The sequence below is a fragment of the Bacillus nitratireducens genome (assembly GCF_001884135.1).
Classification (GTDB): domain Bacteria; phylum Bacillota; class Bacilli; order Bacillales; family Bacillaceae_G; genus Bacillus_A; species Bacillus_A nitratireducens.
The window spans coordinates 50,571-75,072 of the sequence record NZ_MAOC01000098.1 but is presented as its reverse complement, the minus strand read 5'-3'; the positions used below and the strand labels follow the sequence as shown (position 1 = coordinate 75,072).

The following is a 24,502-nucleotide window of genomic DNA, read 5'->3' as shown; positions in this document are numbered from 1 at the left end:
AGCTTTTTAAAAAAAGAAACAACCTCTACTATAATTAACGTTGTATGGGCTTAGCTTGATAGCGATGTGGCGGTACCCCATGCCCATCAAGCTAAGGTTGGGTATTTCATGAACTTCCGTTCTTGCTGCCTATATGCTTGATATTTTGTTTATTTGTTTCTAAAAATACGCATTCCAAATAAACCTTGATAAGGTGTATTTTTAAAGGTTATGCAGTTTTCTGCTTTAAATTGGATACAGTGCACTGATAAACAACACCTAAAATATCAAAGACTGTCTTTTTCTCATATCGATGGGATTTCCGTCCGTTTTTCTGTAAGAGGTCAAACAGACGAATAAAAATTTTTGATGCTTCTTGGGTGTCTTGTTGTATAGCTTCATATACTAAGTACAGATGATCTTGAATCATATAAATTGCTTTATATTCACTTAATTCTTTTTGTTTTTTCTGTAGTAACAACTGTCGCATTTTGAACATAGTGGAAGAACAAAGAAAAATAGCGATTAACTGTCCATAAAGATGACATTCTAGACGCTCTCGCTTAATATTGTGACAATGATTGATACCAAAAAGAGATTTCCATGTTTTAAATACAATCTCTATTTGCCAACGTAGAGAGTAAATCTCGTGAACATGTTCCATCGGAACAATTTCCCATGGGATGTTGGTAATATAAACATTGATTTCTGTTAAACGTTTACTTTTTTCAGAGTATGTAACCCCTTTTTTCTTTTCAACATAAGTTTGCTGTTTCCTACGTTTATGAACTTGAGTTGATGTGAGTCTGTATATTACAACTCGTGAGGGTAATTTTTGTTGTCCAACATAGGCATTTCGAATTTCATAAGTATCTCCTGGTTTTATCTGATGCATGATATGTTCAAGGTCAAGTAAAGCATATAAAGATTGTTTTTTTACTGTCCCATCTCGAAAGAATTCTGGAGATTCATTTTTCACATATACTCTATTATTTAATTTCAACCGTGAAACATAGAACACCCCTCGTTGATCCATCTGGTCTAAATCTTTTAGAGAAAAGTATCCTAAATCTCGAATACATAAATCTCCTGGTCGTAAAGTATCCAAACATTCTGTACCAAAGGTTTTATCATTATTTTTACCTGGTTCCATTTGAAAATTGAGGAATTTTCCACTATGTAAATCATACTCTAGCTGAATCTTAATACCGGCTGTTTGTGCACATCCTCCTGAACCAGGATAAATAGGAGCCAAATGATTGGGTACTTGAAAAATAGTAGCATCTAAAATACGTATACGTTGAAAATAAGAAGTGTATTGGTTTGAGATTCGAGACGAATCGTTTAGTTTGCTTTTGATTAAAAGGGAGAATACACGCTGTAGAAATAAAACAGCGCATCGGTTAAAACGTTGATTAAGTCCTTCTGGACTCATAAGTGTAGCTGTATTTGCATAAAGCTGGCTACATAATCGAGTAAGAGAATCGCTTGCTACCTGTTGACTAATCCAGATACATAAAGCAGCCAAATCTCGTGCGCCATACTTACTTTTACGTTTTACAAAACCTGTCTCTTGTGCGAGTTGTTGAAGAATATGTGGAGATAGATATCGCTGTAGTTCTTCAGCGAACAAATGAAACTCATCCTGAATCGATAGATTCATACAAAAACGCCATCCTTTCTGTATATTTCTACAAAAAGAATAACGTCTTTTTTACTTAATGGATAGTGTAAAACTTTAGCTTTATGGCGATGGGACGGTACCTCATATAGTCGTTTGATAACTTTATATATTTCCATGATTTTTGTTAGCGGAAGTTAATTTCATTTTTAGCTTTCTGAATAATATCTGTTATAAATGGCGCTTTTTCATTTGTGTATGCGACTCTATCATGATGATGTTTTTCAGCTAATTTTTGTTTTAATTGATAATACTGTTGGAGTGTATCAGGATGGTTTTTTAGATAATCTCTAAATAAGATATTACTGTTCCATTCTTCACTCCCTAGTTCATAAACATGCAAATGATGTGTTCCAGCTCTCCATAATCCCTTTCTAAAAAACCTTCTGTTTGGAAACTCTTTATGAAATACATATTCATATGCAATCTTTTTTAAAGGTTCAATAAACTCATCTACTTCTTTTAAATTATGAACTCCAATCATAATATCTAATATTGGTTTAGCTCCTAATCCTTCAACAGATGTACTTCCAATATGTTCAATTGTAATAGCTTTATCTCCCATTATACCTTTTAGAAGCCTTTGTTCTTCTTTAAATTGTAGTGCCCAATCCGGTGTATACCCCTCAATAACAACTGGTCTTTCCATATTCCTAATCCCCCTTATGTATTTTGCGCTTGAACATAATATCAAATTTAGATGAGCAAAGCTACTTCAAATCAATAGAATTTTCGTTATGGGGGGATTGTGATTCCTTAGCTTGATGGGCATGTATGGTTACCCCTATAAGGGGTAACATCTCGAAAATAATAATCTGATTATAAATATATATAGCTATATGCAATGTTGCATATGGCATAGCATATTATACCAAAATATGGAACAATTGGAATTGTTATTTATACAATATAAAATTTGGAGGAATTATCTATGTTAAACTTAAAATCTAAATTTAAGAAAATTATCCCAGCTTCAATGGCATTTGCTGCATTATTAACAGTTGCACCACTTTCTTCTTTTGCTGCTGAAACAGATGCACCTATCAAAAATAATGTTGTGAATTTCCCACAAACGAATTACAACGTTACTGACTTAAACCAAACAGTTTCTTTAGATGAAGACGGTGAAGTGTCTGCCCAAGGTTGGAAAAAACAACTTTTAATTAATGGTTTAAAATGGGGCGGTGAAGCTTTAGAAAGTCTCCTTGGATATTTAGGGAAAACATCATATAAAAACATTATTAAAGAAAATCGTTTATCACTTGCACATTATTTAGAACGAACAGAAGCGTTAGCACACAGAGGATTAAAAAACTTCTTCATTGACGAATGTGGAGCATCTGCGTCTACAGCAGATGTATTAGCAGATGCAGTTTTAGCAATTGCTCTTTAAAAATTTGAAAATCTAATTTAGGATAGATATGTACACTAATAATATATAGAACGGAGATATCTTAAATGGATGACAAACAATATGAATTATTAAAATATCAAATTGAACTACTCAAAAAGATGGTTAATGTTGATGAAAATCCCCTTTATGATTATATGATTGATTATAATATCTCTAGAGAACAACATAATATTTTTATAGATATTTTAAGTGTTTTTTCTCTTCAATTAAAACGCCAATCAGAACAATTAGCAAAAGATGGGGTTAAATATTTCGAAGCTCATAAAGAATCTATGCTATCTAAATACTCTCATTTAGATACTACAGTTTTAAAAGAATTATCTCTAGAAAATGCTCCTACTTATGAAGCATTTTCATCTCTCATCAATAAATTTTTACCTGAAGATGTAGAATCTTTAACCTTATTAAAGCGTACTAATCGACAAGGGATATATACAGATGTTTGTGATTATTTAATTTCAGAATCACAAAAATAAGGCGCACATTGCGCCTTATTTTTACGTTTGAAAGGACTAGAAATCAATGAAAAAAATAACTATTCTCATTTTATCCTTATGTGTTTTTATTATTAGTGGATTAAATGAAAAAAGCGTATTTGCTGCAGAAAATATAAAGAAAGACTACCTGATTATGTTTAATAAAACAATTGACGAACAACTTATTATTAAACACGGTGGTATTATTAAAGAAACATTTACAAATTTACCTATTATTAAAGCCGAATTCCCTTATAACCCCGAAAAGGTTTTAAAACATGACAGTGATGTTATTGAAGTCGAAGAAGATCAAACTATTAAAGCACATGGAGAAAATAATAATATTCAAACTTCAATAACAAAACAAAACTCCATTAACACTATTCCCTTCACTGGAAAAGGGGTTTCTGTTGCTGTATTAGATACGGGAATTGATACAGAACATACAGATTTAAAAATAAAAGATGGTATTTCATTTGTAGAAAATCACCCAGATTTTGATGATGATAACGGTCATGGTACACATTTAGCAGGGATTGTCGCGGCACAAGATAATGAAGTAGGAATGACAGGTATAGCACCTAATGTAGATTTATATGCTGTAAAAGTATTAGATAAGTACACAAATGGGAAATACAGTACAGTTGTAAAGGGAATTGACTGGGCTATTGAACATAATATAAATATTGTTTTAATGAGCTTAGGAGGAAAGAAAGAATCAACCTTTTTCGAAGAAGCTATGAATAAAGCTTATCAAAAAGGTATTTTACTAATTTCTTCAGCTGGAAACGAAGGATACAAAGAGGGAAATACAATTACTTATCCCGCGAAATATCCCTCAGTAGTCGCTGTTGGAGCATTAAATAAAAATGACACAAGGGGGTTTCTTTCAAGCAGAGGAGACGAACTTGAGTTAATGGCACTTGGTGTCGATATACTAAGCACCTGGAAAGATGGAGATTATAGATTAGATAGTGGAACATCTATGGCAGCCGCTCACGTTGCAGGTGTTGCTTCATTAATTCTTGAAAAAAATCCTTATTTATCAAATCAGAAAGTTAGAGAGATTATGAATCAAACTGCTATCCCACTAGGAGCTCCTTTTGAATACGGCAATGGCAAGGTAAACATAAATGATGCTCTGAAAATGGCGAATTAAACTCCAAATACTAATTTTATAAATCCGACTCCTTAAGAGTCGGATTTTGTTTCACTTTATATATAAGCTCCCGAAAAAGGAGAATAAGCAAAAAGTGACCTTCTTTTTTAAGAAAGATTGCTTTCTTGTAAGTTATATTCGTATTCTTTGACTCTTCTATAAAATGTATTGCTCTTCATCCCTACTTTTTGCATTGCTTCTACTGCAGTAATTTTATGATTTTTCCATTCTTGATAAGTTTTTATAAAATTAGCATCAATTTCAACTTTTTTGCGGCCAAATTTAACTCCTTTTTGAAGTGCAATTGTAATCCCTTCTTTTTGTCGTTCACGGATCCTTTTTCTTTCATCTTCAGCCATATAGCTTAATAACTGTAAAATTAAATCTGAAATAAGGGTTTCAATTCCATTTAAATCTTTATATCTCATTGTGTTAAGAAGGGGCATATCTAACACAACGATATCAATTTCCTTATCCTTAATTAATTCTTGCCATTCGTCTAAGATCATTTGTTTATTTCTTCCCAAACGATCTAGTGATTGAATGTATAAAACATCTCCATTTCTCAGCATACGCTTCATAAGTTGATATTCAGGACGTTTAAAATCTTTTCCACTAGCTTTTTCAATAAAGATATACTCTTCAAGAATACCTATTTCTGATGCAGTCGCAAGTTGTCTCTCAAAAGATTGATCTTTACTACTTACTCTAATAGGGGTCACCATACATGCTCATCAATTTAAGAAAAATAAACGCCCCCAAAACGAAAAAATGAGCTGACTTTTCAAAGTAACTACCTGTAGAGAAAGAAAATTTTCGTTTTGGGGGTACTTTAAAATCTTAGCTTGATAGCGATGTGGCGGTACCCCTAATACTAATAACTGAGTTTCTTCAATAAGCAAAAGAAAAACAACACAATATAAGCCGTAAGGGCAACAAAACCACCAAGTAAAATAAACTTGGTGGTTTTAATATTTTATGTAGTGTTTCCTTTACTTTTTGTAATGTTTTATATACTTTTTGTAAATGTATATTTACATTTTTACTTAAATTGGATAAAGTAAATGTAACAAATTTACAAAAAGGAGAATTAGTGAATTTGGTTATAAACAAAGTAAAACAATACCGTGTTATTAGAGACATCACCCAAGAGCAATTAGCTTCCTCTGTTAATATCACCAGGCAATCCCTCATCGCCATCGAGAAGAATAAATACAACCCCAGCTTAGAATTAGCCCTAAAATTATGTGAGTTTTTTGATTGTAAAGTGGAGGACTTATTTCAATTAGATAAAACTGGGGAGGAATAACAATGAGAAATAAAAATATGGAAAGAATGACGTCTTATACTGTTCTTTGTTTAATAGGAGCTGTACTTCTCTATTTTGAAGGCGGGATTGAATTGAGTCTTCAGTATGTAATAGGATTTATTATCTTCTCAGCAATTTTCGGGCTTATAGGAAGATTGTTTTTTAAGAAGAAAAATGAATCTGGTGCTTATCCACTACCAGAAACGGACGAACGAATTGATAGTTTAACTTTTAGAATTGTTTCTCAAATTTTCGCCCTTAGTCTTTTTATCGCCTTTGTCGTACTGTTTGTTTTGTATTTTATGAATAGAGAAGCTGTAATCCGAGTAGATTATGTTCTTGGTTATGTGTTCCTAGTTTTCTTTGTCGGGTTAACTTTTGGTCCAAGAATCGCAAAGAAAAGGGATCAATGATTAAAAAAAGGAACTATTCTTTTTATAATGATTCAAATAGTGAGGTGTTGATATTATGACTAAAATTCAAATAAGCGAACTTCCTAAATCTGTTCAGCGCGTACTTAGAGTAATGCGTGGCGAAGAAAAATTAACACAACGACAACGGATTAAGCCAGTAGACTTTCACTCTTATAAAGCTGAAGAGATATTTCCAAATAGTCCCGAAATGCAAAAATTCTTTAATAAACAAAAGAAAATAACCGCAAAATTATAAAGAAAAGGGACCTGCTCAATTAATGCCTAAAAACATAAGGTAAAGTGAACCCGTTAAAATACATGAATGACCCCGTGTTTTCCCCTCCTATCTAAAGGAGGAACTATTATGGGATTTGGTGGTAGTTGTAGTAGTTGTGGGGGCGGCTTTGCTTTATTAGTTGTATTATTTATTTTATTAATCATCGTTGGAGCTAGCTGCTTCTGCTAAAAAGCTATTGGGAAAGACACTCTTATATGGGTGTCTTTTCTTTATGCGTTAAAAAGCCCACCTATTTCCGTAGGTGGGCTTTATCTTTATTACACAATACCAAAGTATACTCTCATTTTCTCGTAAACTTAATGCAATTATACATATTCGGTAAAATTACACCAAATAAATATTACATGTAGTAAAATATAACTTGTGGACACGTTCTATAAAGCAGATTCCTCGATTAGAAGGCGTAACACATCTCAACCATATAGATGTGGCGTTGCTTTAATCTAGCCAAACAAATGATCTCGATTCTCTTGTATTTGTACACTAACAATCTGATGAAAATAAATGATTCTGTTTTATAGGATGTGTTTGCTTAATGTCCAATACATATTATTAAAATTAAAGTGGTTCAAGTCGGAGGAAGGCACCTTAGGGTGTCTTTTCTTTATTACTTCAATTTGTAAATTAATAAAAAAAGACTAGCAGCATATACTAGTCTTCTAAATGAGGTACCGCCACACCGCTATCAAGTTAAGAAATACATTCTTCCCCAAAATGAAAAAAATGAACTAAATTTCTATGGACAATTATGAAAAGATGAAATTTTCATTTTGGGGATACTTCAAAATCTTAGGTTGATGGGCATGTGGTACTACCCCAAATAACAATAAAATCCTTCGAAAATTAATATAGTTTTTTAAAAATAGAGATGATATGATGGATAATCATACCATTTTTCACTTCATGTATGATTTTACAGTAGGATACCTCTATATTAAGATGATATAAATAAGGGGATATATTAATAACAGGGGGAGAATAATGAAAAATTTATTACAAGAAATTATAAATTGGATTAGTATGACCGATGAACAGATTGTTATTGGCATTTCAGGACACGGTGCTGCCGGAAAAACAACGTTCGCCAATAAGCTCATAAACCAATTAAATCAAAATAAAGTGAGTTATATTAATACAGATCCATACATTATTAGTTCAAATGTACGAAAGTATACAAATATCCACTATACATATCAGAATGAAAATCATTATGATAAAATGACAGCTTGTCATCCATCAGCCCATCATTTGTCTGCGTTAGAAAGAGATGTTCAAATGGTAAGAGCTCGTTTAGATTTTTATACAATGGATACACATTATATGAAAAGTGAGTTAATTTCTTCGAAAAATAAGGTGACGATTGTAGAAGGAATGAGTGTCGCATTTATTAATCCAAATTTATTTGATTTGAAAATTTACTTCTATACAGATGGAGAAACAGAATTAATGAGAAGGTCTAGCCGTGATATTATTGAAAGAGGAGCCGATATTAATTACTTAAGGAAGTCTCATGAAGAACGTCGGATTCAGTATGAAGTGTTTATGCATCCGTATAGTCAACGTTTTGATATTATTATCAAAAATTCCAATGAAACAATATGTTTAGAAAAAAATACATTTGATTTTTATAAAGTTTAAATGCAAATACTTTATTTACTAAAATAGCAAGTTATTGAATAAATTGTTCATATTTTTTCGAGAGGAGGTTAAGCAATGAGAGCACCGTATCAAGTATTGATATTTCCTTATATAAAAACTGATGATTCCATTCAATATGCCATTTTTAATCGAAGTGATTATGGTTATTGGCAAGGAATAGCTGGTGGTGGAGAAGATGGTGAGACTCCTATTGAATCAGCAAAACGAGAAGCGTTTGAAGAGGCTGGTATTACAAGAGAAAGTCCATATATAAAACTAGATTCTGTGTCTTCACTACCAGTAGAGGATGTAGTTGGTGAATTTCTTTGGGGCGAAGATGTTTATGTAATAAAAGAATTTTCTTTTGGAGTTAAAGTTCCTACAAAAAATATTAAATTATCTAAAGAACACTTCAATTATAAATGGCTGTGCTTTGAGGAAGCCGTAACGCTTTTAAAATGGGATAGTAACAAAACGGCTTTGTGGGAATTAAACAAAAGGCTGTTAAAATAATTAAAGTGTTAGTTAACAAAGCCGATCGTGGAGCGAGAATTAAACAACTTAAAAAGCCTTGCTACATTACCTATGTAGCAAGGCTTTTTTCTTAGCGTGCGAAATCGCGTTTTGTTGGTGGTCCCCCGCTAAGAGCATGCAAGATTTTATACAGTTTTTCTGCTAATCCAGTAACTTAAAAACCATGCCAGGATAGGAATGGATAAAAAAATGCATAGATCCATAGAACAAAAAAAGGTGATTTACTTGTGAGATTAGGGTTCCGCCTTATTCTTGCTACTGATAATGTTACGTTATGTCAACCTCACATGTATAGAGTATACAGTCAAAAAGGTACAATACATCGCTTCTTCTAAATGGTACAATTAGGAAAAGGGGGGAAGAATATGTACGATTACAAATTCGTGAAAGTCGAAATTGGTGGATGGAAAGGGCAACCTAAAGAAGATTATAAACGTATTATTACCGAACATGCTGAAGATGGTTGGGAATTTGTTCAAGTCCTTACTCTAACAATGGCAGGATACACGAGTTCTTTGGAGATTATCTTCAAACGAACCAAATAACTCCTTTCAAAAACAAGAGAGGTTTGCTTTAAATAACATACAAAAAGAACTGGAATATTTGGGGATCTAATTGTTCTCAATTTAACTTATAAGACAAATAAGCTAATATTAATCAACTTCTAATAACAAAAATTATGTGAACACTAAAGTCCTCCAGTTAAACAATCTGGAGGACTTTTAATAGTCTTCTAAATACATTGAATCCCGATAATGAGACGTTATGTTAACCTCATATGTATAGAATATACAATTAACTAAAAATGTAAATTATTTAAATTCTTGTCTATATAATTTAAACGAATAAATAGCTCCAACGAAGAATACAAAGGCTTCAAATAATATAAAGATTTGACGGAAATTCTCGATATCTTTACCAACTAAAGAAATAAATATGCAATTCATTAGAATTTGAGTAGTAAACATACAAGAAATAATTTTAAAATAAATAGGATTTGTTCTTTCATCTGGTTTACCAATTTTTTTGTAAATAATAATAAGTGCAATTACTGAACCCAAAAATAGAAGTGCTGTAAGTCCTACAACGATATTGAAATTGCCTGTACTTTCTAACATCCATTTATTTAATAGATCAATCATTATTATCTTCCTTTCCTACATAAGAGAATATTTCGTTCTTCTTTTTCACTATAATAAAAAATGAAAAAGGAAAACATCGAACTTTCTTACAAACATTCGTGCATTCTTACAGTTTTGTCACTTTGTAAATGTATTCATCGTCTTGCCTTTCGCTATTTTCTTTGAAAAACATAGTTCTCCAGTAAGTTGGGAACACATTAACTTTCTAGGAGAATACCGATTTAGCAAAAGAGAAAGTGCACCAGTAGACTTTCTACAACCACTAGAAACAACTAAACAGTAAGAAACCGATGATCTCTTAGCGTACGAAATTCGCGTTTTGTTGGTGCTCCCCCATGCACATCAACTTAAGAATTTAGAACTCCCCCAAAAAATTATGAGTTTTTTGTTACAAGTTATCACAAAATTTTCGTTTTTTGGGTAGTTTTATTTTCTTAGCTTGATTGCGATGAGCGGTACCCCATAAAGGCCCCTGATACATAATTGATGTTCTGCCATTTGTAGAAAACAATCCACTTATACCATTTTAACAAGAAGAAATATCTCGTCCATGTTGTAATATTGGCTTACGTTAAGCTTGTGAAAAAAACATATTAATGTATAATACAATTGATGTATGATACATTAATTGTAGGAGGGTGACCTTTTTGAAAAGAGAAGATGCCTTAAAACTAAGAACAGATATTAAGAAAATGATTATAATAACTGGGGTTTTTGAATCTCAAAATTTGCCCAATGGACCATTTGAAAAACCTTTACCAACTTCTCAAATGATGGCGTTAGAGGAACTAGAGGTGGAAAAATTAACTGTTTGGCAACTAGCCAATAAACTTAGATTAGAGACTTCAACTGTAAGTAGATTGGTAGATAAGTTAGTAAAAAAGGGGCTTATTTATCGTGAAGTAAATGAAAAAAATAGAAGAGAACTTTTTCTGCACCTCACAGAAAAAGGTCACATAACTGTTAATTGCTTAAGAGAGCAATCCATTACATTTTATCAAAGTATTCTCAATAATTTATCAAAATCAGAACAAAAAATAGTTGTGGATGGTTTTGAATTATTTATTGATTCTATTTCTAAGCCTTTTGATTAGAGTGAGGTAAATCATAACATTTGGAGGGTAAAATGAGTTTGGATTTTGAACGTCCTATTATTGAATTAAAAGAGAAATTTGATGAATTAAAGAAAATTATGAAAGAAAATAATGTAGATTTATCGCCAGAAATTCATGTATTAGAAAAACGTTTAAATAAAATGCAAGATAAAATTTATTCTAATATTACACCTTTTCAACGAGTTCAAATTGCAAGGCTACGTAACCGGCCCACGACATTGGACTATATACCTTTATTGTTTACAAACTTTCTCGAACTTCATGGTGATCGATTATATGGTGATGATAAAGCAATGATAGGTGGTATTGCAAAATTTAAAGGGATGCCCGTTACGGTTATTGGTCATCAAAGAGGTAGAAATACAAAGGAAAATATAGAAAGAAATTTTGGAATGGCACATCCAGAAGGTTATAGAAAAGCGCTAAGACTTATGAAACAAGCTGATAAATTTAATCGCCCTATTATTACATTTATTGATACAATAGGCGCCTATCCAGGGAAAGGGTCTGAAGAACGTGGAATTTCTGAAGCGATAGCTCGAAATCTATTTGAAATGGCTACACTTAAAGTGCCAATTGTTTGTATTGTAATTGGAGAGGCATCAAGTGGTGGAGCTCTTGGCATTAGTGTCGGTAACCATATCCATATGTTAGAGTATTCATGGTACTCGGTAATTTCGCCAGAAGGAGCAGCATCTATCCTATGGAAGGACGCTAAGTATGCTCCAGAAGCTGCTGAACATATGAAAATTTCAGCAAAAGATTTAAAACATTTAGGAATTATTGATGAAATCATTCCTGAAATTAAAGGTGGAGCACAAAATGATATAAAATCACAGGCAAAAGTGATTGAATCTGTAATCGAATCATCTCTAAAAAAATTGATACTATTATCATCGGAAGAGCTTATACAACAGCGGTATGAAAAGTATAGACAAATAGAGAATTATAAATGAAAATATTTAAAGTCCGTATTACATTTCGAAGGATTCTCGCAAAAAAATTCTAAATATTTTGTAAGTAACCTCTTAAACTGGGATATGCTGATACTATTACTCTACAAAGGGTGTGTGATCGGTATGGAAAAGGAAAATTTGTTCAAATGGAAGCATTATCACATACCCATCAACTTAAGAAATTGATTGTTCCCCAAAACGAAAAAATGAGCTGAATTCTCATAAATAACTGTAAAAAGGTGAAAATTTCGGTATGGGGGTATCTCAAAAGCTTAGGTTGATGGCAATGTGGTGCTCCCCCTGTTAGTAGTAATTTTAATATCACTATGGATAAATTACTTTTAAAACTTTACTTCCAATAACGATAATTATATAAATAAGCTGTCCATATGGGCAGCTTATTTTATTTTTTGTTTAGCACGGGGATTTTTTCATGAAGAAAAGACACTAACATGAGTGTCTTTTCCGATAGTTTTTTAGCAGAAGCAGCTAGCTCCAACGATGATTAATAAAATAAACAATACAACTAATAAAGCAAATCCTCCAGCGAAGCCACAGCCGCCACAACTACCACCAAAGCCCATAACAGTTCCTCCTTTAGATAGGAGGGGGAAAACAAAGGTTCACTCATGTGTTTTAACGGATTCAATTTATTTTATACTTTTACGAATAAATGGAGCAGGTCCTTTTGAAAATAAAGAAAAGACACCTTATAAGGTGTCTTCCTTCAATTTGAAACATTTTAAGTTTAATAATATACGGTCTCGCCACTTACCTATTAGGCTGAAATTTTATAGTATTTCTGAACAAAATTTTGTGCTAAGTTTGAATCCTTAAGTTGATGGGGATCCTTTTATGTTTGATCATTTTTAAAAAAATCCTTCATTATTTTAGCGCCTTTAATATTCACCGTCACAGCTTCTACTTTATCTTTCTTCTCATCTTTAGCAATCGTAATTTGTTCCTTAGTATCAACCCACACAAGAAACTCTTCTTTTGCGTCATCTTTATATGTAACGGTTATAGTAGAATGCGCAGATTGTTTCTTTTTTTGATCTAGTGTGATTGTTTTCGGTGTTCCGTTTTGGACTGCTGAAGCGATTGATTGTATCATTTCCTCGTTATCTGTTTGAGATTTGGAAGTAGTATTACTTGTTGTTCTAAATAACTCAATATTTGTAATGTCTGCAGAGTTTAATTGAATGGCATTTTTCGTATTTTCTTGCTTAGTTTTTGGAGTATTATTTGTAGTAGAAGTGCTTGTACAACCTATTAAAGTGAAAGATAGAACACTTAGAGCACATATGTAAGTGATTTTTTTCATTTTATCTCCTCCTCTAATTTTAATTATAACAATATTCTGCTAATTTAGGTAGTTATTGTAAGGAGATAACTTTGTAAATCGTAGGGAGACATGTTTACTAGTTTTAATGATGTTCGTATGAATAATATGAAGCGTATATATGAAAAATATGCGGTTCATTCTCTATCAAAATCAAAATTCACATAATTTTTTTCATATTTTATGTTTAACATTTCGAAAATGGGTGTATTACATATAATATAACAAATAATTCATTTTAGAGGAGGAAGTTAAAGATGGAAACGAAGTATAGTAAACCTTTTGTATATGAATTTATTACGGAGAAAGAGGTCATGAATGCGGCGAATGATCTAGTGAAGAAAGGAATAGACCAAAAAGATATTTACGTATTAACACATGAGAAAGATAGGACAGATAGAATCGCAGACAATGCAGACGTGAATACAATTGGAATAAAAGAGGAGGGACTTGGGACAAGCATTATTAACGTCTTTCAAAAAACGGGAGATCAGTTAAGAAATAAGATGCAAGAGTTAGGACTTAATGAGGAAGAAGCTAACTTCTATGAAGAAAAACTGGATGAAGGAAAAATCTTGTTATTCGTTAAGGATTTAGAAAGAGTTGGTGAATGGTTACAAGAAAGAAGATGCATGTATACCCTTTAAATCTATAAATCTATTACGAAAAGGAGATTGTAAATATGAGTGAGAACGGGCTGAAAGAACAAATTACGGGTAAGGTTGAAAAGAAAAAAGGACAAATAAAAGAAGGAATTGGTGAAGTTACAGAGGATAGAAAGTTGAAAAATGAAGGGAAGTGGGAGAAGACGAAGGGAACGATAAAAGAAAAAGTCGGAAAAGTGAAACAAAAGGTAAGTGATGGATTGGATAATAAAGAATAATACATGTTTATCAAGCTTTGGTTACATACCAAAGCTTGATAAATCCAATATAAAAATAATATAGGAGGTTTAATTGTGGGACTTATTATTACGTGTATTGTAGGTGGACTTATTGGTGCGTTAGCTGGAATGATTACAGGAAAAGACTTTCCTTTAGGTATAGTTGGTAATGTTATTGCCGGATTAATCGGATCTTGGGTAGGTAGTGCGTTATTTGGTCATTGGGGTCCTGAATGGGGAGGCATCTTTATTCTTCCAGCTTTATTAGGTGCAATCGTCTTTATTTTAATCGTTACATTCTTTTCTAGAATGCTACGGAAAGCGTAAGTATGATAATGAATAGTAATCTTAAGTTTATTATATATAGCTATAAAGTGAATGAACTAATAAATATACATAAAAAAGCATCCAATTAAAATAATTTGGATGCTTTTTTAATGTAATCTGCATAGGAATGAGTGGAGGATGAAGAACCCCCACTCATTAAAATTATACTTTCTATTATGTATTAAACCATCGTTACTTTTTCACAATTATTTATTCTTACGACTTGCCTTGGTTCTATATGAGATAAGTCCTCATCATTACCTATATCAACCACAATTGTATTCGTTAGTATGTTAATAATGGAACCAATTAATTTTGTAGCATGATCGTGTCGATAAGAAAATTGAACGAAATCTCCCTTTTTAAAGTTGTGCTCTTCCATAGATAGATCCCCCTAAAAATAATGTTTATACATTATACATACACAAATTTACAAGGTTTAAACATTTGGTAGTATTTTTTAAGCATGAAGCTGGGAAAGGTGTAGAAAATTTATTTATAATTAAAATGAAAAAATATGTTTAAAACTAATTTTTATGGGTAATTACATAGTAGAAGTTTTAGATAAGGGGGCGGAAATGATGAATTTGGCAGTAAATATTTTGCAAAATGATTTAGGTTATACGGTACAACTTAATGGTGAGATTGATGCGTATACGGCATCAGATTTTAAAAATAAGATTATGCCTATTGCAAGCGAAAAAGAGGTTCATATTGTAGTAGATTTTACTGAGGTAGAGTATATGGATAGTACAGGTTTAGGCGTTTTTATAGCTCTATTAAAAGCAATTAAGAAAAATGATGGAAAACTAGAGTTTATTGGTGTATCTAAAAGACTAAAAAGATTATTTGATATTACAGGACTAACAGAAATATTAAATTTGAATTCAGATATTGAAAAAGTAGAAAGAAGGTGACTAGGGATGATGGAGAAATTTGAAAAGATAGAAATGAAAATTCCTGCAAAAGCAGAATATGTGGCTATTATTCGTTTAACAATGGCTGGTGTTGCGAATCGAATGGACTTTGCTTATGACGATATAGAAGATATGAAAATTGCTATTAGTGAAGCATGTACAAACATTGTACAGCATGCATATAAAGAAGACGTTGGAGAAATTACAATTGTCTTTGGTCTATATGAAGATCGATTAGAAATTATGGTTGCGGATAATGGAGTTAGCTTTGATTTTAGCACTTTAAAAAGGAAAGTTGGTCCGTATGATATTAATAAACCAGTAGAACATTTGCCGGAAAATGGTTTAGGTTTATATTTAATAAATACGTTAATGGATGATATACAAATTATGCATGATGAGGGCATGACAGTTTTAATGACAAAATATATACAAAGAGAGCAGGTGGAGAATGATGGAAATCCAATCTCAACCTACAAATCTTACTAAAGAAGACGTTATTAAACTAATTGCAGAATTCCAACAAAACCAATGTGATGAAGCGCAGGAAAGGTTGGTTGATCACTATAAAAACCTCGTACATTCCATTGCATATCGTTATTCAAAAGGTGGGCCGATGCATGAGGATATTATACAAGTAGGGATGTTAGGGCTCTTAGGCGCAATAAGAAGGTATGATTATTCGATAGGGAATGCTTTTGAGCCGTTTGCAATACCTACGATAGTAGGAGAAATAAAGAAGTATTTACGTGATAAAACTTGGGGTATTCATGTTCCAAGGCGAATTAAAGATTTAGGTGGGAAGATTAAACTTGCGATAGAGGAGCTAACAGATCGTTTGCAACGTTCACCGAAGATTATAGAGATTGCGGATCATTTAGGACTATCCGAAGAAGAAGTGCTAGAAATTATGGATGCAAAAAATAATTATCGAGTATCTTCCTTAGATGATGTAGTTGAAAATTCATCTGATGGAAGTTCGGTAGCGAGAATTGAATCTGTAGGTGAGGTAGAGCAAGGATATGAACAGACAGAAAGGCGCCTTATTTTAGATGATATTTTTAACGTATTAAATGATACGGAAAAGAGTGTTATTCATTATATATTTGGAGAAAATTTAAATCAAAAGGATACAGGGGAACGGTTAGGTATTTCACAAATGCACGTTTCTCGTATTAAAAGACAAGCGATAAGTAAATTGAAGCAAGCGGCGTTTTTAGATACATAAAAATTTTAAAAAATTATGTTTAAAACATGAGAAAAGGGGTAGTTATTAAGTATAGGAGGAGATATTAAAATGTCACACGATGTGAAAGAACTAATCAAAGGATTGAATGAAGATTTAGCAGGAGAATACTCGGCAATTATTATGTATAACCATAATGCAGCTACAGTTTCTGGTATATATAGACAAGTGTTAAAACCTTTCTTTGAATCTGAAATTAGTGATGAACAAGGACATGCCCTATATTTAGCGGAGAAAATTAAGACGCTAGGTGGTACACCTACTACGATCCCTTTACCAGTGAAACAAGTAGAAGATGTTAGAGAAATGTTAGAAGAAGCTAGACAATCAGAATATGAAACAATTAAGCGCTATGAAACGAGAAAAGAACAGGCAGCGAAATTAAATATGACAGAGTTAGTTGTAAAGTTAGAAGATATGATCGCAGATGAAACAAATCATATGGAAGAATTAGATCGGCTTTTAAGTGACAAGGCAATGGTGTTAAATTAATAGTGGGAATTTATAGAGTGAAAGAACAAACTCTCATTTCTAGGGGGTTTGTTCTTTTGCTGTATAAATATGTTTGAGTAGGAAATTTTCATTTTGTAACTGAGTATGCAATACTAGAAAAATAGAAAATGATAATAGATTTACATTTTAAATAAGAAAAGGGGAAATAACTTGTGTCCATTTTAATTGTCGATGATAATCCGGTTAACATCTTTGTAATTGAAAAAATTTTAAAACAAGCCGGATATCAGGATCTTGTATCGCTTAATTCTGCACAAGAGCTTTTCGAATACATCCATTTTGGAAAAGATTCTTCCAGGCATAATGAAATTGATTTAATACTATTAGATATTATGATGCCTGAAATTGATGGACTTGAAGTTTGTAGGCGATTACAAAAAGAGGAGAAGTTTAAAGATATTCCTATTATTTTTGTAACAGCTTTAGAAGATGCGAATAAATTAGCTGAAGCGCTTGATATAGGCGCAATGGATTATATTACGAAACCTATAAATAAAGTTGAATTGTTAGCGCGTATGCGTGTAGCATTACGCTTGAAATCAGAATTAAATTGGCATAAAGAACAAGAGGAAAATCTTCGTAATGAATTAGATTTAGCTACACAAGTACAAAGAAACTTATTAAGTAGCCCATTAAGAGAAGATCATATAAAAATTGAAGCAAGTTACCTACCTTCATTCAAACTAGCTGGAGATATGTATTATTGGTATAAAATCGATGAAAACCGCTACGGTATTATATTATTAGATGTGATGGGACATGGTATATCTGCTTCATTAGTTTGTATGTTTATCTCGTCTGTATTACGTGAATCGATTAAATGTTTAATCGATCCAGAACTTGTCATTAAAGACTTAAATAAATATATGACTCTTTTACATAATGAGAATGACAATATCCCATATTATTTTACAGCGATATACTTAGTAGTTGATACAGAAAAGAGAACAATTGAATATGTAAATGCAGGACATCCTTCTGGATACGTTTTAGTTGATGAAGCGAATGTAGTGGAACTAAATCGCGGGAGTTGTGCAGTAGGATTTTTTGATGAAATAAAAGTTGAAAAGACAGTTATACCTTTTGAGAAGAACGCTCAAATCGTATTGTTTACAGATGGTGTTCTTGAAGCAATTGCAAATGATGAATTTGAATCTGAAGAGAAATTACGTGCTTTTACCGAAAGAAAATGGGGAGATTTAGAAGGAGAGATAGAAGGGTTTTATAAGGAAGAACAGAAGAAAGCACAATCAGATGATATGTGTCTAATTATGATACAAACGAATGCGAAATAAAAAGCGTATGAAATCCAAACAGAGGATTTCATACGCTTTTTATTGTATTTTTTGATAGATTTGTTCGTTCGGATTAAATTGGATATAATGCGGCATTATATGTGAAAAACGAAGAGTTTCTTTATTTCCTAAACATAGGAATCCATTGTGACCTAAACTTTCATAAAATAGTTGCTGTACTTGGTTTTGAAGTTTACTCGTAAAGTAAATTAAAACGTTACGGCAAAGTATAATATGAAATTCGTTAAAAGATTGATCGGTTACTAAATTATGCTGTGCAAAAATAATGTTTTGTAAAAGAGAGGGATTAAAATAAGCGAAACGATTATCTGTTGAATAATAGTTAGAAAATGCTTGTGTACCACCAGCTTGTAAATAATTTTTCGTATAAGTTTGCATTTTATTTAACGGAAGGATAGCTTGTTTTGCTTTTTCTAACACATCGGTATTCATATCTGTTGCGTAAATAACAGCTTTTTCACTTAATCCTTCTTCGTGAAGTAAGATGGACATTGATAATACTTCTTCACCGGTTGCGCATCCAGCATGCCAAATTCTAATTTCAGGATACTTTTTTAATTCAGGAATCACATGCTCTCTTAGCGCTTTAAAAAAGTTAGGGTTACGGAACATTTCAGTTACATTAATGGAGAAATCATTTAATAACTGTTCTAAAAACCCTTCCTCATGAATTACTTTTTCAATTAACTTTGAAATGGTCGGGATATTAGAGAGCTGCATTCGATTACAAATTCTTCTATAAATAGATGTGCGAGCATATTGGCGAAAATCGAAGCCAGATAGTTTAAATACCGCTTCCAACAGTAATTCAATTTCTAAGTTCGTGCGCTTATCCATATCTACGGATGGATCAAAATTATAATACTTATTTTCCACTTAAACTAAACCTCACTTATTTTATTAACCATACACTCATTACCGAATAAAGTTGATGTAAATTTAATGGTTTACTTATATAATCTGAAGCGCCAGCAGATAAACATTTTTCTTTATCATTTGGCATTGCTTTAGCAGTTAATGCGATAATAGGTACTTCATGTAACCCTAAGTTCATTCGGATATGTTCCATCGTTTCATAACCGTCCATATTCGGCATCATAATATCCATTAAAATAAGGTCAATATTTGTATTGTTTTTTAGTATTTCTAAACACTCTATGCCGTTTTGTGCAGTAATAATATTGGCATGTTGTTTTTCTAATGCGTTTTGTAATGCAAATATATTTCGATGATCATCATCGACAATTAAAATAGTTTTCTCTTGGAAGACGTTATTTGTTTCTGGCGTCACGATAGTTTCCTCAATAACTTCAGCAGGAATAACATCTTCTATCGTTGCTGCAACTTCTAAATTGGATACTTGTATATCAGTTAACCCATTTGGAAGGTTAGGGATATATACGGTGAAAGTACTGCCTTCTCCTACGTTACTCTCTAACGTAATCCAACCACCTAATAATCTAGCAAACTCTTTACAAATAGATAACCCTAATCCTGTACCACCATATTTTCGAATCGTTGCGCCATCTGCCTGTTGAAAGGCTTCGAAAATGAGTTGATGCTGTTCTGTAGCGATACCAATACCAGTATCTTTTACCGAAATTGTAATCCAATCTTTACTTATAGACTGCATATCATGACTCAAATTGGTTGTTTCTATCGAATCGAAATGTAAAGAAACGGATCCTTTTTCTGTGAATTTAAATGCATTGGATAATAAGTTTTTAATAATTTGCTCAATCCGTTTTGCATCTGTATAAAACAGATCAGGAATCGTATCACTGTCTTCAATCATAAATTCAACATTTTTCTGTGCAGCTATATGTAAAAAGTTTTGATGCATATTTGCTGCCATATCACTTATGTTCGTTGCTTCAAAAATGATGTCTAGTTTGCCTGCTTCTACTTTAGATAAATCTAGTATGTCATTAATTAGAGTAAGTAAATCTTTCCCTGATGAATGAATGACAGTTGCTAATTCAATTTCATCATCGGATAAATGATTATCATGATTTTCTCTTAACATTTCAGATAATAGTAAAATACTATTTAATGGTGTGCGTAATTCATGTGACATATTTGCTAGGAATTCTGATTTGTATTTTGAGCTACGTAATAACTCACTTGCTTTTTCTTCTAATTCTGATTTAGTAATTTGTAAGTCAGCTGTCTTTTGCTCGGCCTCTTCCGTTCTAGACTCTAATTGTTCATTCGTTGTTCTTAATTCTTCGGCTTGCATTTGTAGTTCCTCAGCTTGCGTTTGCAATTCTTCTGATTGAACTTGCAACTCTTCTGTCATTGCTTGTGATTCATGTAAAAGAGTTTGAATTCGCATACGTCCCATAATACTATGGATTGTTAAACCTAGGTTATCAACAGTTTGTTGAATTAAATCTTGATGCAAGTCTGAAATCTCAGTTACACTTACTAACTCCATTACTGCAATCACTTCATCTTCAAATAAGATAGGGATGACTAGTAGGTTTTGAGGGCGTATTTCTAATAAGCCGCTAGTGACATAACGAAATTCTTCTGGAATTTCTCGAAGAATAAAGCTTTGTTTTTCTAAAGCACATTGCCCAATTAAACCTTCACCCATTTTAATGGATTGTTTTCCAACATCAGAACCTTGATCGGCGAAAGAAGCTTTCTTCACATAGTAGACAGTGTCTTCAATTTCTTCACGTACATAGAATGCACCGCAAGAAGTTTGCGTTTTTTGTATCATTCCACTAAGAATTTTGTTACCTAACATCTCAATAGAAGGTACACCTTGATACATTAAAATTAATTCTGCAAGCTCGGTTTGTAACCACTCCCTTTTAGATATTTCGTCTAGTAGATGGTTCGTTGTATGAGCAAGATCTTTTATTTCATCATGTGTGTTTACATGAATTCTTTCAGTAATTTTTTCTTTAGAAGAAATAGATTTAATAGCTTGAATTACATTTTTAATCGTTTTTGTAATGGAATTAGAAATATAAAGTGAAACGATAATGGAAATACAAGAAAGTAAGAACAATAAACTGTATAACCAAAGCTCTAATTTATTATTTTCAGTATCTAATTGTGCAGCTCTTTTTTTCGTTAGTTGCTCCTCTACACCACGGAAGCTAGTTAGCTGCGATTGTAATGATTGAATTTGAGTCGTATCGATTGCTTGTATGTTATTACTATTGTGATTTGTAATTAATGGGTGAATCTCTTTATTAATCCAACTATTGATGTTTTCATTAATCTGTTTTAATTTTTCTTGCTGAGAGGGGTTATCCTCTAATAGAGCAAAAAGATCTTGATAATGTTTTTCGTAATCCTTTTCTGCAGCGTTAAGGGATTGAACGTAATTTGCATCATTAGAAGTAATAAATCCTTTCGCTTTATTTTCAATTGTTAGCAATTCTTTCTCCACTTGATTCGTTAAATTAAGAACTTTAAAATCGTGATCAATAATAAAATTACGAGATTTTTGTAAATTAGAAATCTCATTGTTTAACATAATGAAAGAGATAAGTAAGAACAAAATGATAACTAAATAACCAGCCATAATTTTGTAGCGAATACTAAATTTTGCTTTCGATTTCATTAAAAATTCCTACCTTCAAGGTTATTCAAAGTTTTCAATTGTAAGGAATGAAAAACGTAATATATATTATATCAGTTTTTATAAGGCCAAACTAGAAATCCCCCTATTGTATTAGGGGGTTCTTTTTTAATAGAGGAAATCATTTTGAAATATAAAAACATATATGAAAAGTAACGATCGAGGGAATAGGGGGATAATAAAACTTTTAAGAAGGAAAGAGTGTTCTTAAAGCTTTTTTTGCATCTATTCCTTCAAAGATAAATAATACAAGCTCTCTCTTTTTTACAGTAAGGAAAAAGGATATTAATGTGCTTAAGCTTTTAATAGAAGTAAGTGTTCCATGTTTACTTATAAATAAATTAGTTTGAAATGTTGTCATTAAAGCATAAAAATGATGCATCTGCGTTATTGTAGGTGTTTCATTATAAAGAATAGTAGTAGATTGGATTGCATTCATCGAAATATTCCTTTCCATATAGTAAGCATAACAATATAAACATACCCGTTTTAAAAAATGTTAAACATATAAATAAGAAAAAATATAATTATAGTATTTTTACGTTTAGAAAGGGTTACGAAGGGTATACATATACTACAAAGAGATTGACTGAAGATGAATCATAAAATTTCTAGCCTATAAAAATATACTTTTACTTTAAATAAAAAGGAGTCTGGTATACATGAATGAAATGATGATTGATATTACATTTGATTTAATTTACTTGTTAAGTAGTTCGCTTGTAATCCTTTTATTATTCGCTTTTTTCGTAAATGGTTATGTTAATAAGAAGATTAGTGTATACAGAAATGAAGAAAGATAAAGATACATTATATAAAACTTTAGGAGGTTAATAGTTATGAATGTAGACAGAAAAATAGTAGGTGTTTTTAGAACAATTGATGATGCGGCATGTGTTATTAATGAATTAAATGATAAAGGATACTCGGCGGATAATATTTCAGCTATTGCAAAGGATCAAAAGGAAATTGAACATCTGGAAGAAAAATCGGGTGAAAAAGTGAATCATGAAACTGCACATAAAGCGGATATCTTTTCAGCGACAGGGCTTGTGGCAGGAGGAGTAGCAGGCGGACTCGGTGGTTTATTAACAGGTCTTGGTATACTTGCCGTTTCTGGAATGGGTCCAATCGTAGCGGCAGGACCTATCGCAGCAGCTATTGGAGGAGCCGGTATTGGCGGAGGAGCTGGAAGTTTAATAGGAGCATTTATCGGATTAGGAATTCCTGAAGAACATGCTAAGAAATATGAAGAATACATTTACGATGGAAATATATTAATTTTAGTAGATGCAAAATTAGATGATAAGTTAGAAATCTATAAAATATTTGATAAACATAATGCTTATAACTCTGATTTCTTTAAATAATATGTACGTCACATATTAAACATAGTGAATATCGTTTTTGATCTTACAACTTTGGCGCGGCCGAGGAGTCGTATGACTATAAGAGAGGAAGGGCTTATAGTAAAAGATCAAGTTCTATTCTGTTATTGAAAAGGGAAGGAGCGTCTTTTCGTGATTGTAAAAATAGTAAAGGATAGTAGTAATAGTTTCCTTTGTACGGTTCAAAGGAAAAATGGAGATCAGTATGTGAAGAAATGGTTTCGTAAACAGAAAAACAATGAAGAATTAGGGCGACCAACCTTTAAAGAAGTAGAAAAGGACTGGAGAGAAAATAGAGAATCATTTATGTATCCAAATGTTAAAGCTCTTTATTAAAAATAATAGGCGTTTCATCCTTACAAAATTGTCACACTCCTGTAAGGTAATTCAATAGATTAGATACTTTTTCCATGTCATAATAAAGACATAAGAAAGCTTATTAAAACTACAACTTATTAGGAGAGTGTCAGTCATGATTGTAACAACAACGTCTGGAATCCAAGGTAAAGAAATTATTGAGTATATTGATATTGTAAATGGTGAAGCTATTATGGGTGCAAATATTGTTCGTGATTTATTTGCTTCAGTTCGTGATGTTGTCGGTGGCCGTGCTGGTTCTTATGAAAGCAAGCTAAAAGAAGCTCGTGATATCGCGATGGATGAAATGAAAGAACTTGCAAAACAAAAAGGTGCGAACGCTATCGTTGGTATTGACGTAGATTATGAAGTTGTTCGTGATGGAATGTTAATGGTTGCTGTAAGTGGTACAGCTGTACGTATATAAGTAAATAAAAAACAGGCTCACCCCTTGAAGCGTATGCTTTGAGGGGCTTTTTTTGTTTTCAAGTAGTAGAA

The 24,502-nt window shown here is 32.2% G+C and carries 34 protein-coding genes; 24 read left to right on the top strand and 10 right to left on the bottom strand.

The window, feature by feature from the left end; translation table 11 throughout:
- Positions 1–208 precede the first annotated feature (208 nt).
- Complete coding sequence (locus BAU23_RS28765; protein ID WP_001053942.1) at positions 209–1,642, bottom strand: IS4 family transposase; 1,434 nt, start codon at positions 1,640–1,642, stop codon at positions 209–211.
- A 145-nt stretch (positions 1,643–1,787) separates the two neighbouring features.
- Positions 1,788–2,309 carry a GrpB family protein gene (locus BAU23_RS28760; RefSeq protein ID WP_000441028.1) on the bottom strand — a complete coding sequence of 174 codons (522 nt, stop codon included), beginning with the start codon at positions 2,307–2,309 and terminating at the stop codon, positions 1,788–1,790.
- A gap of 282 nt (positions 2,310–2,591) precedes the next feature.
- Here BAU23_RS28760 and BAU23_RS28755 point away from each other — a divergent pair, with 282 nt between their 5' ends.
- From BAU23_RS28755 to BAU23_RS28745, 3 genes are all read left to right on the top strand, one after another.
- The gene (locus BAU23_RS28755) at positions 2,592–3,053 is read left to right on the top strand and encodes a hypothetical protein (RefSeq protein WP_000933382.1); all 462 of its coding nucleotides are present in this window, start codon (positions 2,592–2,594) and stop codon (positions 3,051–3,053) included.
- Between the two features lie 65 nt (positions 3,054–3,118).
- Complete coding sequence (locus tag BAU23_RS28750) at positions 3,119–3,550, top strand: hypothetical protein (protein ID WP_000342167.1); 432 nt, start codon at positions 3,119–3,121, stop codon at positions 3,548–3,550.
- Positions 3,551–3,596: 46 nt separating this feature from the next.
- Positions 3,597–4,709: a S8 family peptidase gene (locus BAU23_RS28745; protein WP_071735750.1), complete on the top strand. Its 1,113-nt coding sequence runs from the start codon at positions 3,597–3,599 to the stop codon at positions 4,707–4,709.
- Positions 4,710–4,816: 107 nt separating this feature from the next.
- Here BAU23_RS28745 and BAU23_RS28740 read toward each other — a convergent pair whose 3' ends face one another.
- Positions 4,817–5,434, bottom strand: a complete 618-nt coding sequence (locus BAU23_RS28740; protein ID WP_000258485.1) for a recombinase family protein — start codon at positions 5,432–5,434, stop codon at positions 4,817–4,819.
- Positions 5,435–5,760: 326 nt separating this feature from the next.
- On the opposite strand from BAU23_RS28740, the gene BAU23_RS28735 reads away from it, so the two are divergent.
- The 7 genes from BAU23_RS28735 to BAU23_RS28705 all read left to right on the top strand — a co-directional run bounded on the left by BAU23_RS28735 (position 5,761) and on the right by BAU23_RS28705 (position 9,446).
- Positions 5,761–6,018 (top strand): helix-turn-helix transcriptional regulator, encoded by a 258-nt coding sequence (locus BAU23_RS28735; RefSeq protein WP_033656685.1) that lies wholly within the window; start codon positions 5,761–5,763, stop codon positions 6,016–6,018.
- A gap of 2 nt (positions 6,019–6,020) precedes the next feature.
- Positions 6,021–6,431, top strand: coding sequence for a hypothetical protein (locus tag BAU23_RS28730; RefSeq protein ID WP_001244816.1), 411 nt, complete (start codon positions 6,021–6,023; stop codon positions 6,429–6,431).
- 55 nt (positions 6,432–6,486) lie between these two features.
- Positions 6,487–6,687, top strand: a complete 201-nt coding sequence (locus BAU23_RS28725) for a hypothetical protein (RefSeq protein ID WP_000161623.1) — start codon at positions 6,487–6,489, stop codon at positions 6,685–6,687.
- Positions 6,688–6,795: 108 nt separating this feature from the next.
- A complete protein-coding gene (locus tag BAU23_RS28720; RefSeq protein ID WP_000505688.1) occupies positions 6,796–6,897 on the top strand; it encodes a YjcZ family sporulation protein in 102 nt (33 codons plus the stop codon).
- Between the two features lie 813 nt (positions 6,898–7,710).
- Positions 7,711–8,367, top strand: a complete 657-nt coding sequence (locus BAU23_RS28715; protein WP_000793390.1) for a uridine kinase family protein — start codon at positions 7,711–7,713, stop codon at positions 8,365–8,367.
- Positions 8,368–8,442: 75 nt separating this feature from the next.
- Positions 8,443–8,880 (top strand): NUDIX hydrolase, encoded by a 438-nt coding sequence (locus BAU23_RS28710; RefSeq protein WP_001202613.1) that lies wholly within the window; start codon positions 8,443–8,445, stop codon positions 8,878–8,880.
- 386 nt (positions 8,881–9,266) lie between these two features.
- The gene (locus BAU23_RS28705) at positions 9,267–9,446 is read left to right on the top strand and encodes a DUF4177 domain-containing protein (protein WP_002186527.1); all 180 of its coding nucleotides are present in this window, start codon (positions 9,267–9,269) and stop codon (positions 9,444–9,446) included.
- A gap of 267 nt (positions 9,447–9,713) precedes the next feature.
- Here the strand turns inward: BAU23_RS28705 and BAU23_RS28700 are convergent, their stop codons facing one another.
- The gene (locus tag BAU23_RS28700; protein ID WP_000566283.1) at positions 9,714–10,043 is read right to left on the bottom strand and encodes a hypothetical protein; all 330 of its coding nucleotides are present in this window, start codon (positions 10,041–10,043) and stop codon (positions 9,714–9,716) included.
- A 647-nt stretch (positions 10,044–10,690) separates the two neighbouring features.
- Here BAU23_RS28700 and BAU23_RS28690 point away from each other — a divergent pair.
- Positions 10,691–11,137 (top strand): MarR family winged helix-turn-helix transcriptional regulator, encoded by a 447-nt coding sequence (locus BAU23_RS28690; RefSeq protein ID WP_071735748.1) that lies wholly within the window; start codon positions 10,691–10,693, stop codon positions 11,135–11,137.
- 32 nt (positions 11,138–11,169) lie between these two features.
- On the top strand, positions 11,170–12,114 hold the full coding sequence (locus BAU23_RS28685; protein WP_000050726.1) for an acetyl-CoA carboxylase carboxyltransferase subunit alpha: 945 nt from the start codon (positions 11,170–11,172) through the stop codon (positions 12,112–12,114).
- 476 nt (positions 12,115–12,590) lie between these two features.
- Here BAU23_RS28685 and BAU23_RS28680 read toward each other — a convergent pair whose 3' ends face one another.
- Positions 12,591–12,698: a YjcZ family sporulation protein gene (locus tag BAU23_RS28680; RefSeq protein ID WP_000505671.1), complete on the bottom strand. Its 108-nt coding sequence runs from the start codon at positions 12,696–12,698 to the stop codon at positions 12,591–12,593.
- A gap of 269 nt (positions 12,699–12,967) precedes the next feature.
- Positions 12,968–13,438, bottom strand: a complete 471-nt coding sequence (locus BAU23_RS28675; RefSeq protein WP_000724571.1) for a hypothetical protein — start codon at positions 13,436–13,438, stop codon at positions 12,968–12,970.
- A 275-nt stretch (positions 13,439–13,713) separates the two neighbouring features.
- Between BAU23_RS28675 and BAU23_RS28670 the strand changes: the two genes are divergently transcribed.
- The 3 genes from BAU23_RS28670 to BAU23_RS28660 all read left to right on the top strand — a co-directional run bounded on the left by BAU23_RS28670 (position 13,714) and on the right by BAU23_RS28660 (position 14,666).
- A complete protein-coding gene (locus BAU23_RS28670) occupies positions 13,714–14,103 on the top strand; it encodes a YflT domain-containing protein (RefSeq protein WP_000448803.1) in 390 nt (129 codons plus the stop codon).
- Between the two features lie 35 nt (positions 14,104–14,138).
- Positions 14,139–14,339: a CsbD family protein gene (locus tag BAU23_RS28665; protein ID WP_001293462.1), complete on the top strand. Its 201-nt coding sequence runs from the start codon at positions 14,139–14,141 to the stop codon at positions 14,337–14,339.
- 75 nt (positions 14,340–14,414) lie between these two features.
- Positions 14,415–14,666, top strand: a complete 252-nt coding sequence (locus BAU23_RS28660; protein WP_000522902.1) for a GlsB/YeaQ/YmgE family stress response membrane protein — start codon at positions 14,415–14,417, stop codon at positions 14,664–14,666.
- A 181-nt stretch (positions 14,667–14,847) separates the two neighbouring features.
- Here BAU23_RS28660 and BAU23_RS28655 read toward each other — a convergent pair whose 3' ends face one another.
- Positions 14,848–15,048, bottom strand: coding sequence for a methyltransferase (locus tag BAU23_RS28655; RefSeq protein ID WP_000390987.1), 201 nt, complete (start codon positions 15,046–15,048; stop codon positions 14,848–14,850).
- Between the two features lie 196 nt (positions 15,049–15,244).
- Here BAU23_RS28655 and BAU23_RS28650 point away from each other — a divergent pair, with 196 nt between their 5' ends.
- The 5 genes from BAU23_RS28650 to BAU23_RS28630 all read left to right on the top strand — a co-directional run bounded on the left by BAU23_RS28650 (position 15,245) and on the right by BAU23_RS28630 (position 18,637).
- The gene (locus BAU23_RS28650; RefSeq protein ID WP_071735746.1) at positions 15,245–15,583 is read left to right on the top strand and encodes an STAS domain-containing protein; all 339 of its coding nucleotides are present in this window, start codon (positions 15,245–15,247) and stop codon (positions 15,581–15,583) included.
- A 6-nt stretch (positions 15,584–15,589) separates the two neighbouring features.
- Complete coding sequence (gene rsbW, locus BAU23_RS28645) at positions 15,590–16,072, top strand: anti-sigma B factor RsbW (protein WP_000970213.1); 483 nt, start codon at positions 15,590–15,592, stop codon at positions 16,070–16,072.
- Positions 16,035–16,811: an RNA polymerase sigma factor SigB gene (gene sigB, locus BAU23_RS28640; RefSeq protein WP_033656527.1), complete on the top strand. Its 777-nt coding sequence runs from the start codon at positions 16,035–16,037 to the stop codon at positions 16,809–16,811. The genes rsbW and sigB overlap by 38 nt, the downstream gene beginning before the upstream one ends.
- A 69-nt stretch (positions 16,812–16,880) precedes the next feature.
- Entirely contained in the window at positions 16,881–17,321 is a 441-nt protein-coding gene (locus BAU23_RS28635; protein ID WP_000017769.1) for a ferritin-like domain-containing protein, read from the top strand.
- A gap of 173 nt (positions 17,322–17,494) precedes the next feature.
- Entirely contained in the window at positions 17,495–18,637 is a 1,143-nt protein-coding gene (locus tag BAU23_RS28630; protein WP_000025527.1) for a fused response regulator/phosphatase, read from the top strand.
- A 39-nt stretch (positions 18,638–18,676) separates the two neighbouring features.
- On the opposite strand, the gene BAU23_RS28625 is transcribed toward BAU23_RS28630, so the two are convergent.
- The 3 genes from BAU23_RS28625 to BAU23_RS28615 all read right to left on the bottom strand — a co-directional run bounded on the left by BAU23_RS28625 (position 18,677) and on the right by BAU23_RS28615 (position 22,698).
- A complete protein-coding gene (locus BAU23_RS28625; RefSeq protein WP_000429031.1) occupies positions 18,677–19,534 on the bottom strand; it encodes a CheR family methyltransferase in 858 nt (285 codons plus the stop codon).
- Positions 19,535–19,550: 16 nt separating this feature from the next.
- The gene (locus BAU23_RS28620; RefSeq protein ID WP_000836697.1) at positions 19,551–22,241 is read right to left on the bottom strand and encodes a response regulator; all 2,691 of its coding nucleotides are present in this window, start codon (positions 22,239–22,241) and stop codon (positions 19,551–19,553) included.
- A 205-nt stretch (positions 22,242–22,446) separates the two neighbouring features.
- Positions 22,447–22,698: a hypothetical protein gene (locus tag BAU23_RS28615; RefSeq protein WP_071735745.1), complete on the bottom strand. Its 252-nt coding sequence runs from the start codon at positions 22,696–22,698 to the stop codon at positions 22,447–22,449.
- A 223-nt stretch (positions 22,699–22,921) separates the two neighbouring features.
- Here BAU23_RS28615 and BAU23_RS30375 point away from each other — a divergent pair, with 223 nt between their 5' ends.
- The 4 genes from BAU23_RS30375 to BAU23_RS28600 all read left to right on the top strand — a co-directional run bounded on the left by BAU23_RS30375 (position 22,922) and on the right by BAU23_RS28600 (position 24,431).
- Positions 22,922–23,062: a hypothetical protein gene (locus BAU23_RS30375; RefSeq protein ID WP_001004564.1), complete on the top strand. Its 141-nt coding sequence runs from the start codon at positions 22,922–22,924 to the stop codon at positions 23,060–23,062.
- A gap of 36 nt (positions 23,063–23,098) precedes the next feature.
- Positions 23,099–23,629, top strand: a complete 531-nt coding sequence (locus tag BAU23_RS28610) for a general stress protein (protein ID WP_001100080.1) — start codon at positions 23,099–23,101, stop codon at positions 23,627–23,629.
- Between the two features lie 150 nt (positions 23,630–23,779).
- A complete protein-coding gene (locus tag BAU23_RS28605; RefSeq protein WP_071735743.1) occupies positions 23,780–23,983 on the top strand; it encodes a DUF4028 family protein in 204 nt (67 codons plus the stop codon).
- A gap of 136 nt (positions 23,984–24,119) precedes the next feature.
- The gene (locus BAU23_RS28600) at positions 24,120–24,431 is read left to right on the top strand and encodes a YbjQ family protein (protein WP_000637510.1); all 312 of its coding nucleotides are present in this window, start codon (positions 24,120–24,122) and stop codon (positions 24,429–24,431) included.
- Positions 24,432–24,502: the final 71 nt, after the last annotated feature.

Bases quoted from the DNA above. Each gene is read 5' to 3' on its own strand.
- BAU23_RS28765 (WP_001053942.1), bottom strand. From the start codon at position 1,642: ATGAATCTATCGATTCAGGATGAGTTTCATTTGTTCGCTGAAGAACTA.
- BAU23_RS28760 (WP_000441028.1), bottom strand. From the start codon at position 2,309: ATGGAAAGACCAGTTGTTATTGAGGGGTATACACCGGATTGGGCACTA.
- BAU23_RS28755 (WP_000933382.1), top strand. From the start codon at position 2,592: ATGTTAAACTTAAAATCTAAATTTAAGAAAATTATCCCAGCTTCAATG.
- BAU23_RS28750 (WP_000342167.1), top strand. From the start codon at position 3,119: ATGGATGACAAACAATATGAATTATTAAAATATCAAATTGAACTACTC.
- BAU23_RS28745 (WP_071735750.1), top strand. From the start codon at position 3,597: ATGAAAAAAATAACTATTCTCATTTTATCCTTATGTGTTTTTATTATT.
- BAU23_RS28740 (WP_000258485.1), bottom strand. From the start codon at position 5,434: ATGGTGACCCCTATTAGAGTAAGTAGTAAAGATCAATCTTTTGAGAGA.
- BAU23_RS28730 (WP_001244816.1), top strand. From the start codon at position 6,021: ATGAGAAATAAAAATATGGAAAGAATGACGTCTTATACTGTTCTTTGT.
- BAU23_RS28725 (WP_000161623.1), top strand. From the start codon at position 6,487: ATGACTAAAATTCAAATAAGCGAACTTCCTAAATCTGTTCAGCGCGTA.
- BAU23_RS28720 (WP_000505688.1), top strand. From the start codon at position 6,796: ATGGGATTTGGTGGTAGTTGTAGTAGTTGTGGGGGCGGCTTTGCTTTA.
- BAU23_RS28715 (WP_000793390.1), top strand. From the start codon at position 7,711: ATGAAAAATTTATTACAAGAAATTATAAATTGGATTAGTATGACCGAT.
- BAU23_RS28710 (WP_001202613.1), top strand. From the start codon at position 8,443: ATGAGAGCACCGTATCAAGTATTGATATTTCCTTATATAAAAACTGAT.
- BAU23_RS28705 (WP_002186527.1), top strand. From the start codon at position 9,267: ATGTACGATTACAAATTCGTGAAAGTCGAAATTGGTGGATGGAAAGGG.
- BAU23_RS28700 (WP_000566283.1), bottom strand. From the start codon at position 10,043: ATGATTGATCTATTAAATAAATGGATGTTAGAAAGTACAGGCAATTTC.
- BAU23_RS28685 (WP_000050726.1), top strand. From the start codon at position 11,170: ATGAGTTTGGATTTTGAACGTCCTATTATTGAATTAAAAGAGAAATTT.
- BAU23_RS28680 (WP_000505671.1), bottom strand. From the start codon at position 12,698: ATGGGCTTTGGTGGTAGTTGTGGCGGCTGTGGCTTCGCTGGAGGATTT.
- BAU23_RS28675 (WP_000724571.1), bottom strand. From the start codon at position 13,438: ATGAAAAAAATCACTTACATATGTGCTCTAAGTGTTCTATCTTTCACT.
- BAU23_RS28670 (WP_000448803.1), top strand. From the start codon at position 13,714: ATGGAAACGAAGTATAGTAAACCTTTTGTATATGAATTTATTACGGAG.
- BAU23_RS28665 (WP_001293462.1), top strand. From the start codon at position 14,139: ATGAGTGAGAACGGGCTGAAAGAACAAATTACGGGTAAGGTTGAAAAG.
- BAU23_RS28655 (WP_000390987.1), bottom strand. From the start codon at position 15,048: ATGGAAGAGCACAACTTTAAAAAGGGAGATTTCGTTCAATTTTCTTAT.
- BAU23_RS28650 (WP_071735746.1), top strand. From the start codon at position 15,245: ATGATGAATTTGGCAGTAAATATTTTGCAAAATGATTTAGGTTATACG.
- rsbW (WP_000970213.1), top strand. From the start codon at position 15,590: ATGATGGAGAAATTTGAAAAGATAGAAATGAAAATTCCTGCAAAAGCA.
- sigB (WP_033656527.1), top strand. From the start codon at position 16,035: ATGATGGAAATCCAATCTCAACCTACAAATCTTACTAAAGAAGACGTT.
- BAU23_RS28635 (WP_000017769.1), top strand. From the start codon at position 16,881: ATGTCACACGATGTGAAAGAACTAATCAAAGGATTGAATGAAGATTTA.
- BAU23_RS28620 (WP_000836697.1), bottom strand. From the start codon at position 22,241: ATGAAATCGAAAGCAAAATTTAGTATTCGCTACAAAATTATGGCTGGT.
- BAU23_RS28615 (WP_071735745.1), bottom strand. From the start codon at position 22,698: ATGAATGCAATCCAATCTACTACTATTCTTTATAATGAAACACCTACA.
- BAU23_RS30375 (WP_001004564.1), top strand. From the start codon at position 22,922: ATGAATGAAATGATGATTGATATTACATTTGATTTAATTTACTTGTTA.
- BAU23_RS28610 (WP_001100080.1), top strand. From the start codon at position 23,099: ATGAATGTAGACAGAAAAATAGTAGGTGTTTTTAGAACAATTGATGAT.
- BAU23_RS28600 (WP_000637510.1), top strand. From the start codon at position 24,120: ATGATTGTAACAACAACGTCTGGAATCCAAGGTAAAGAAATTATTGAG.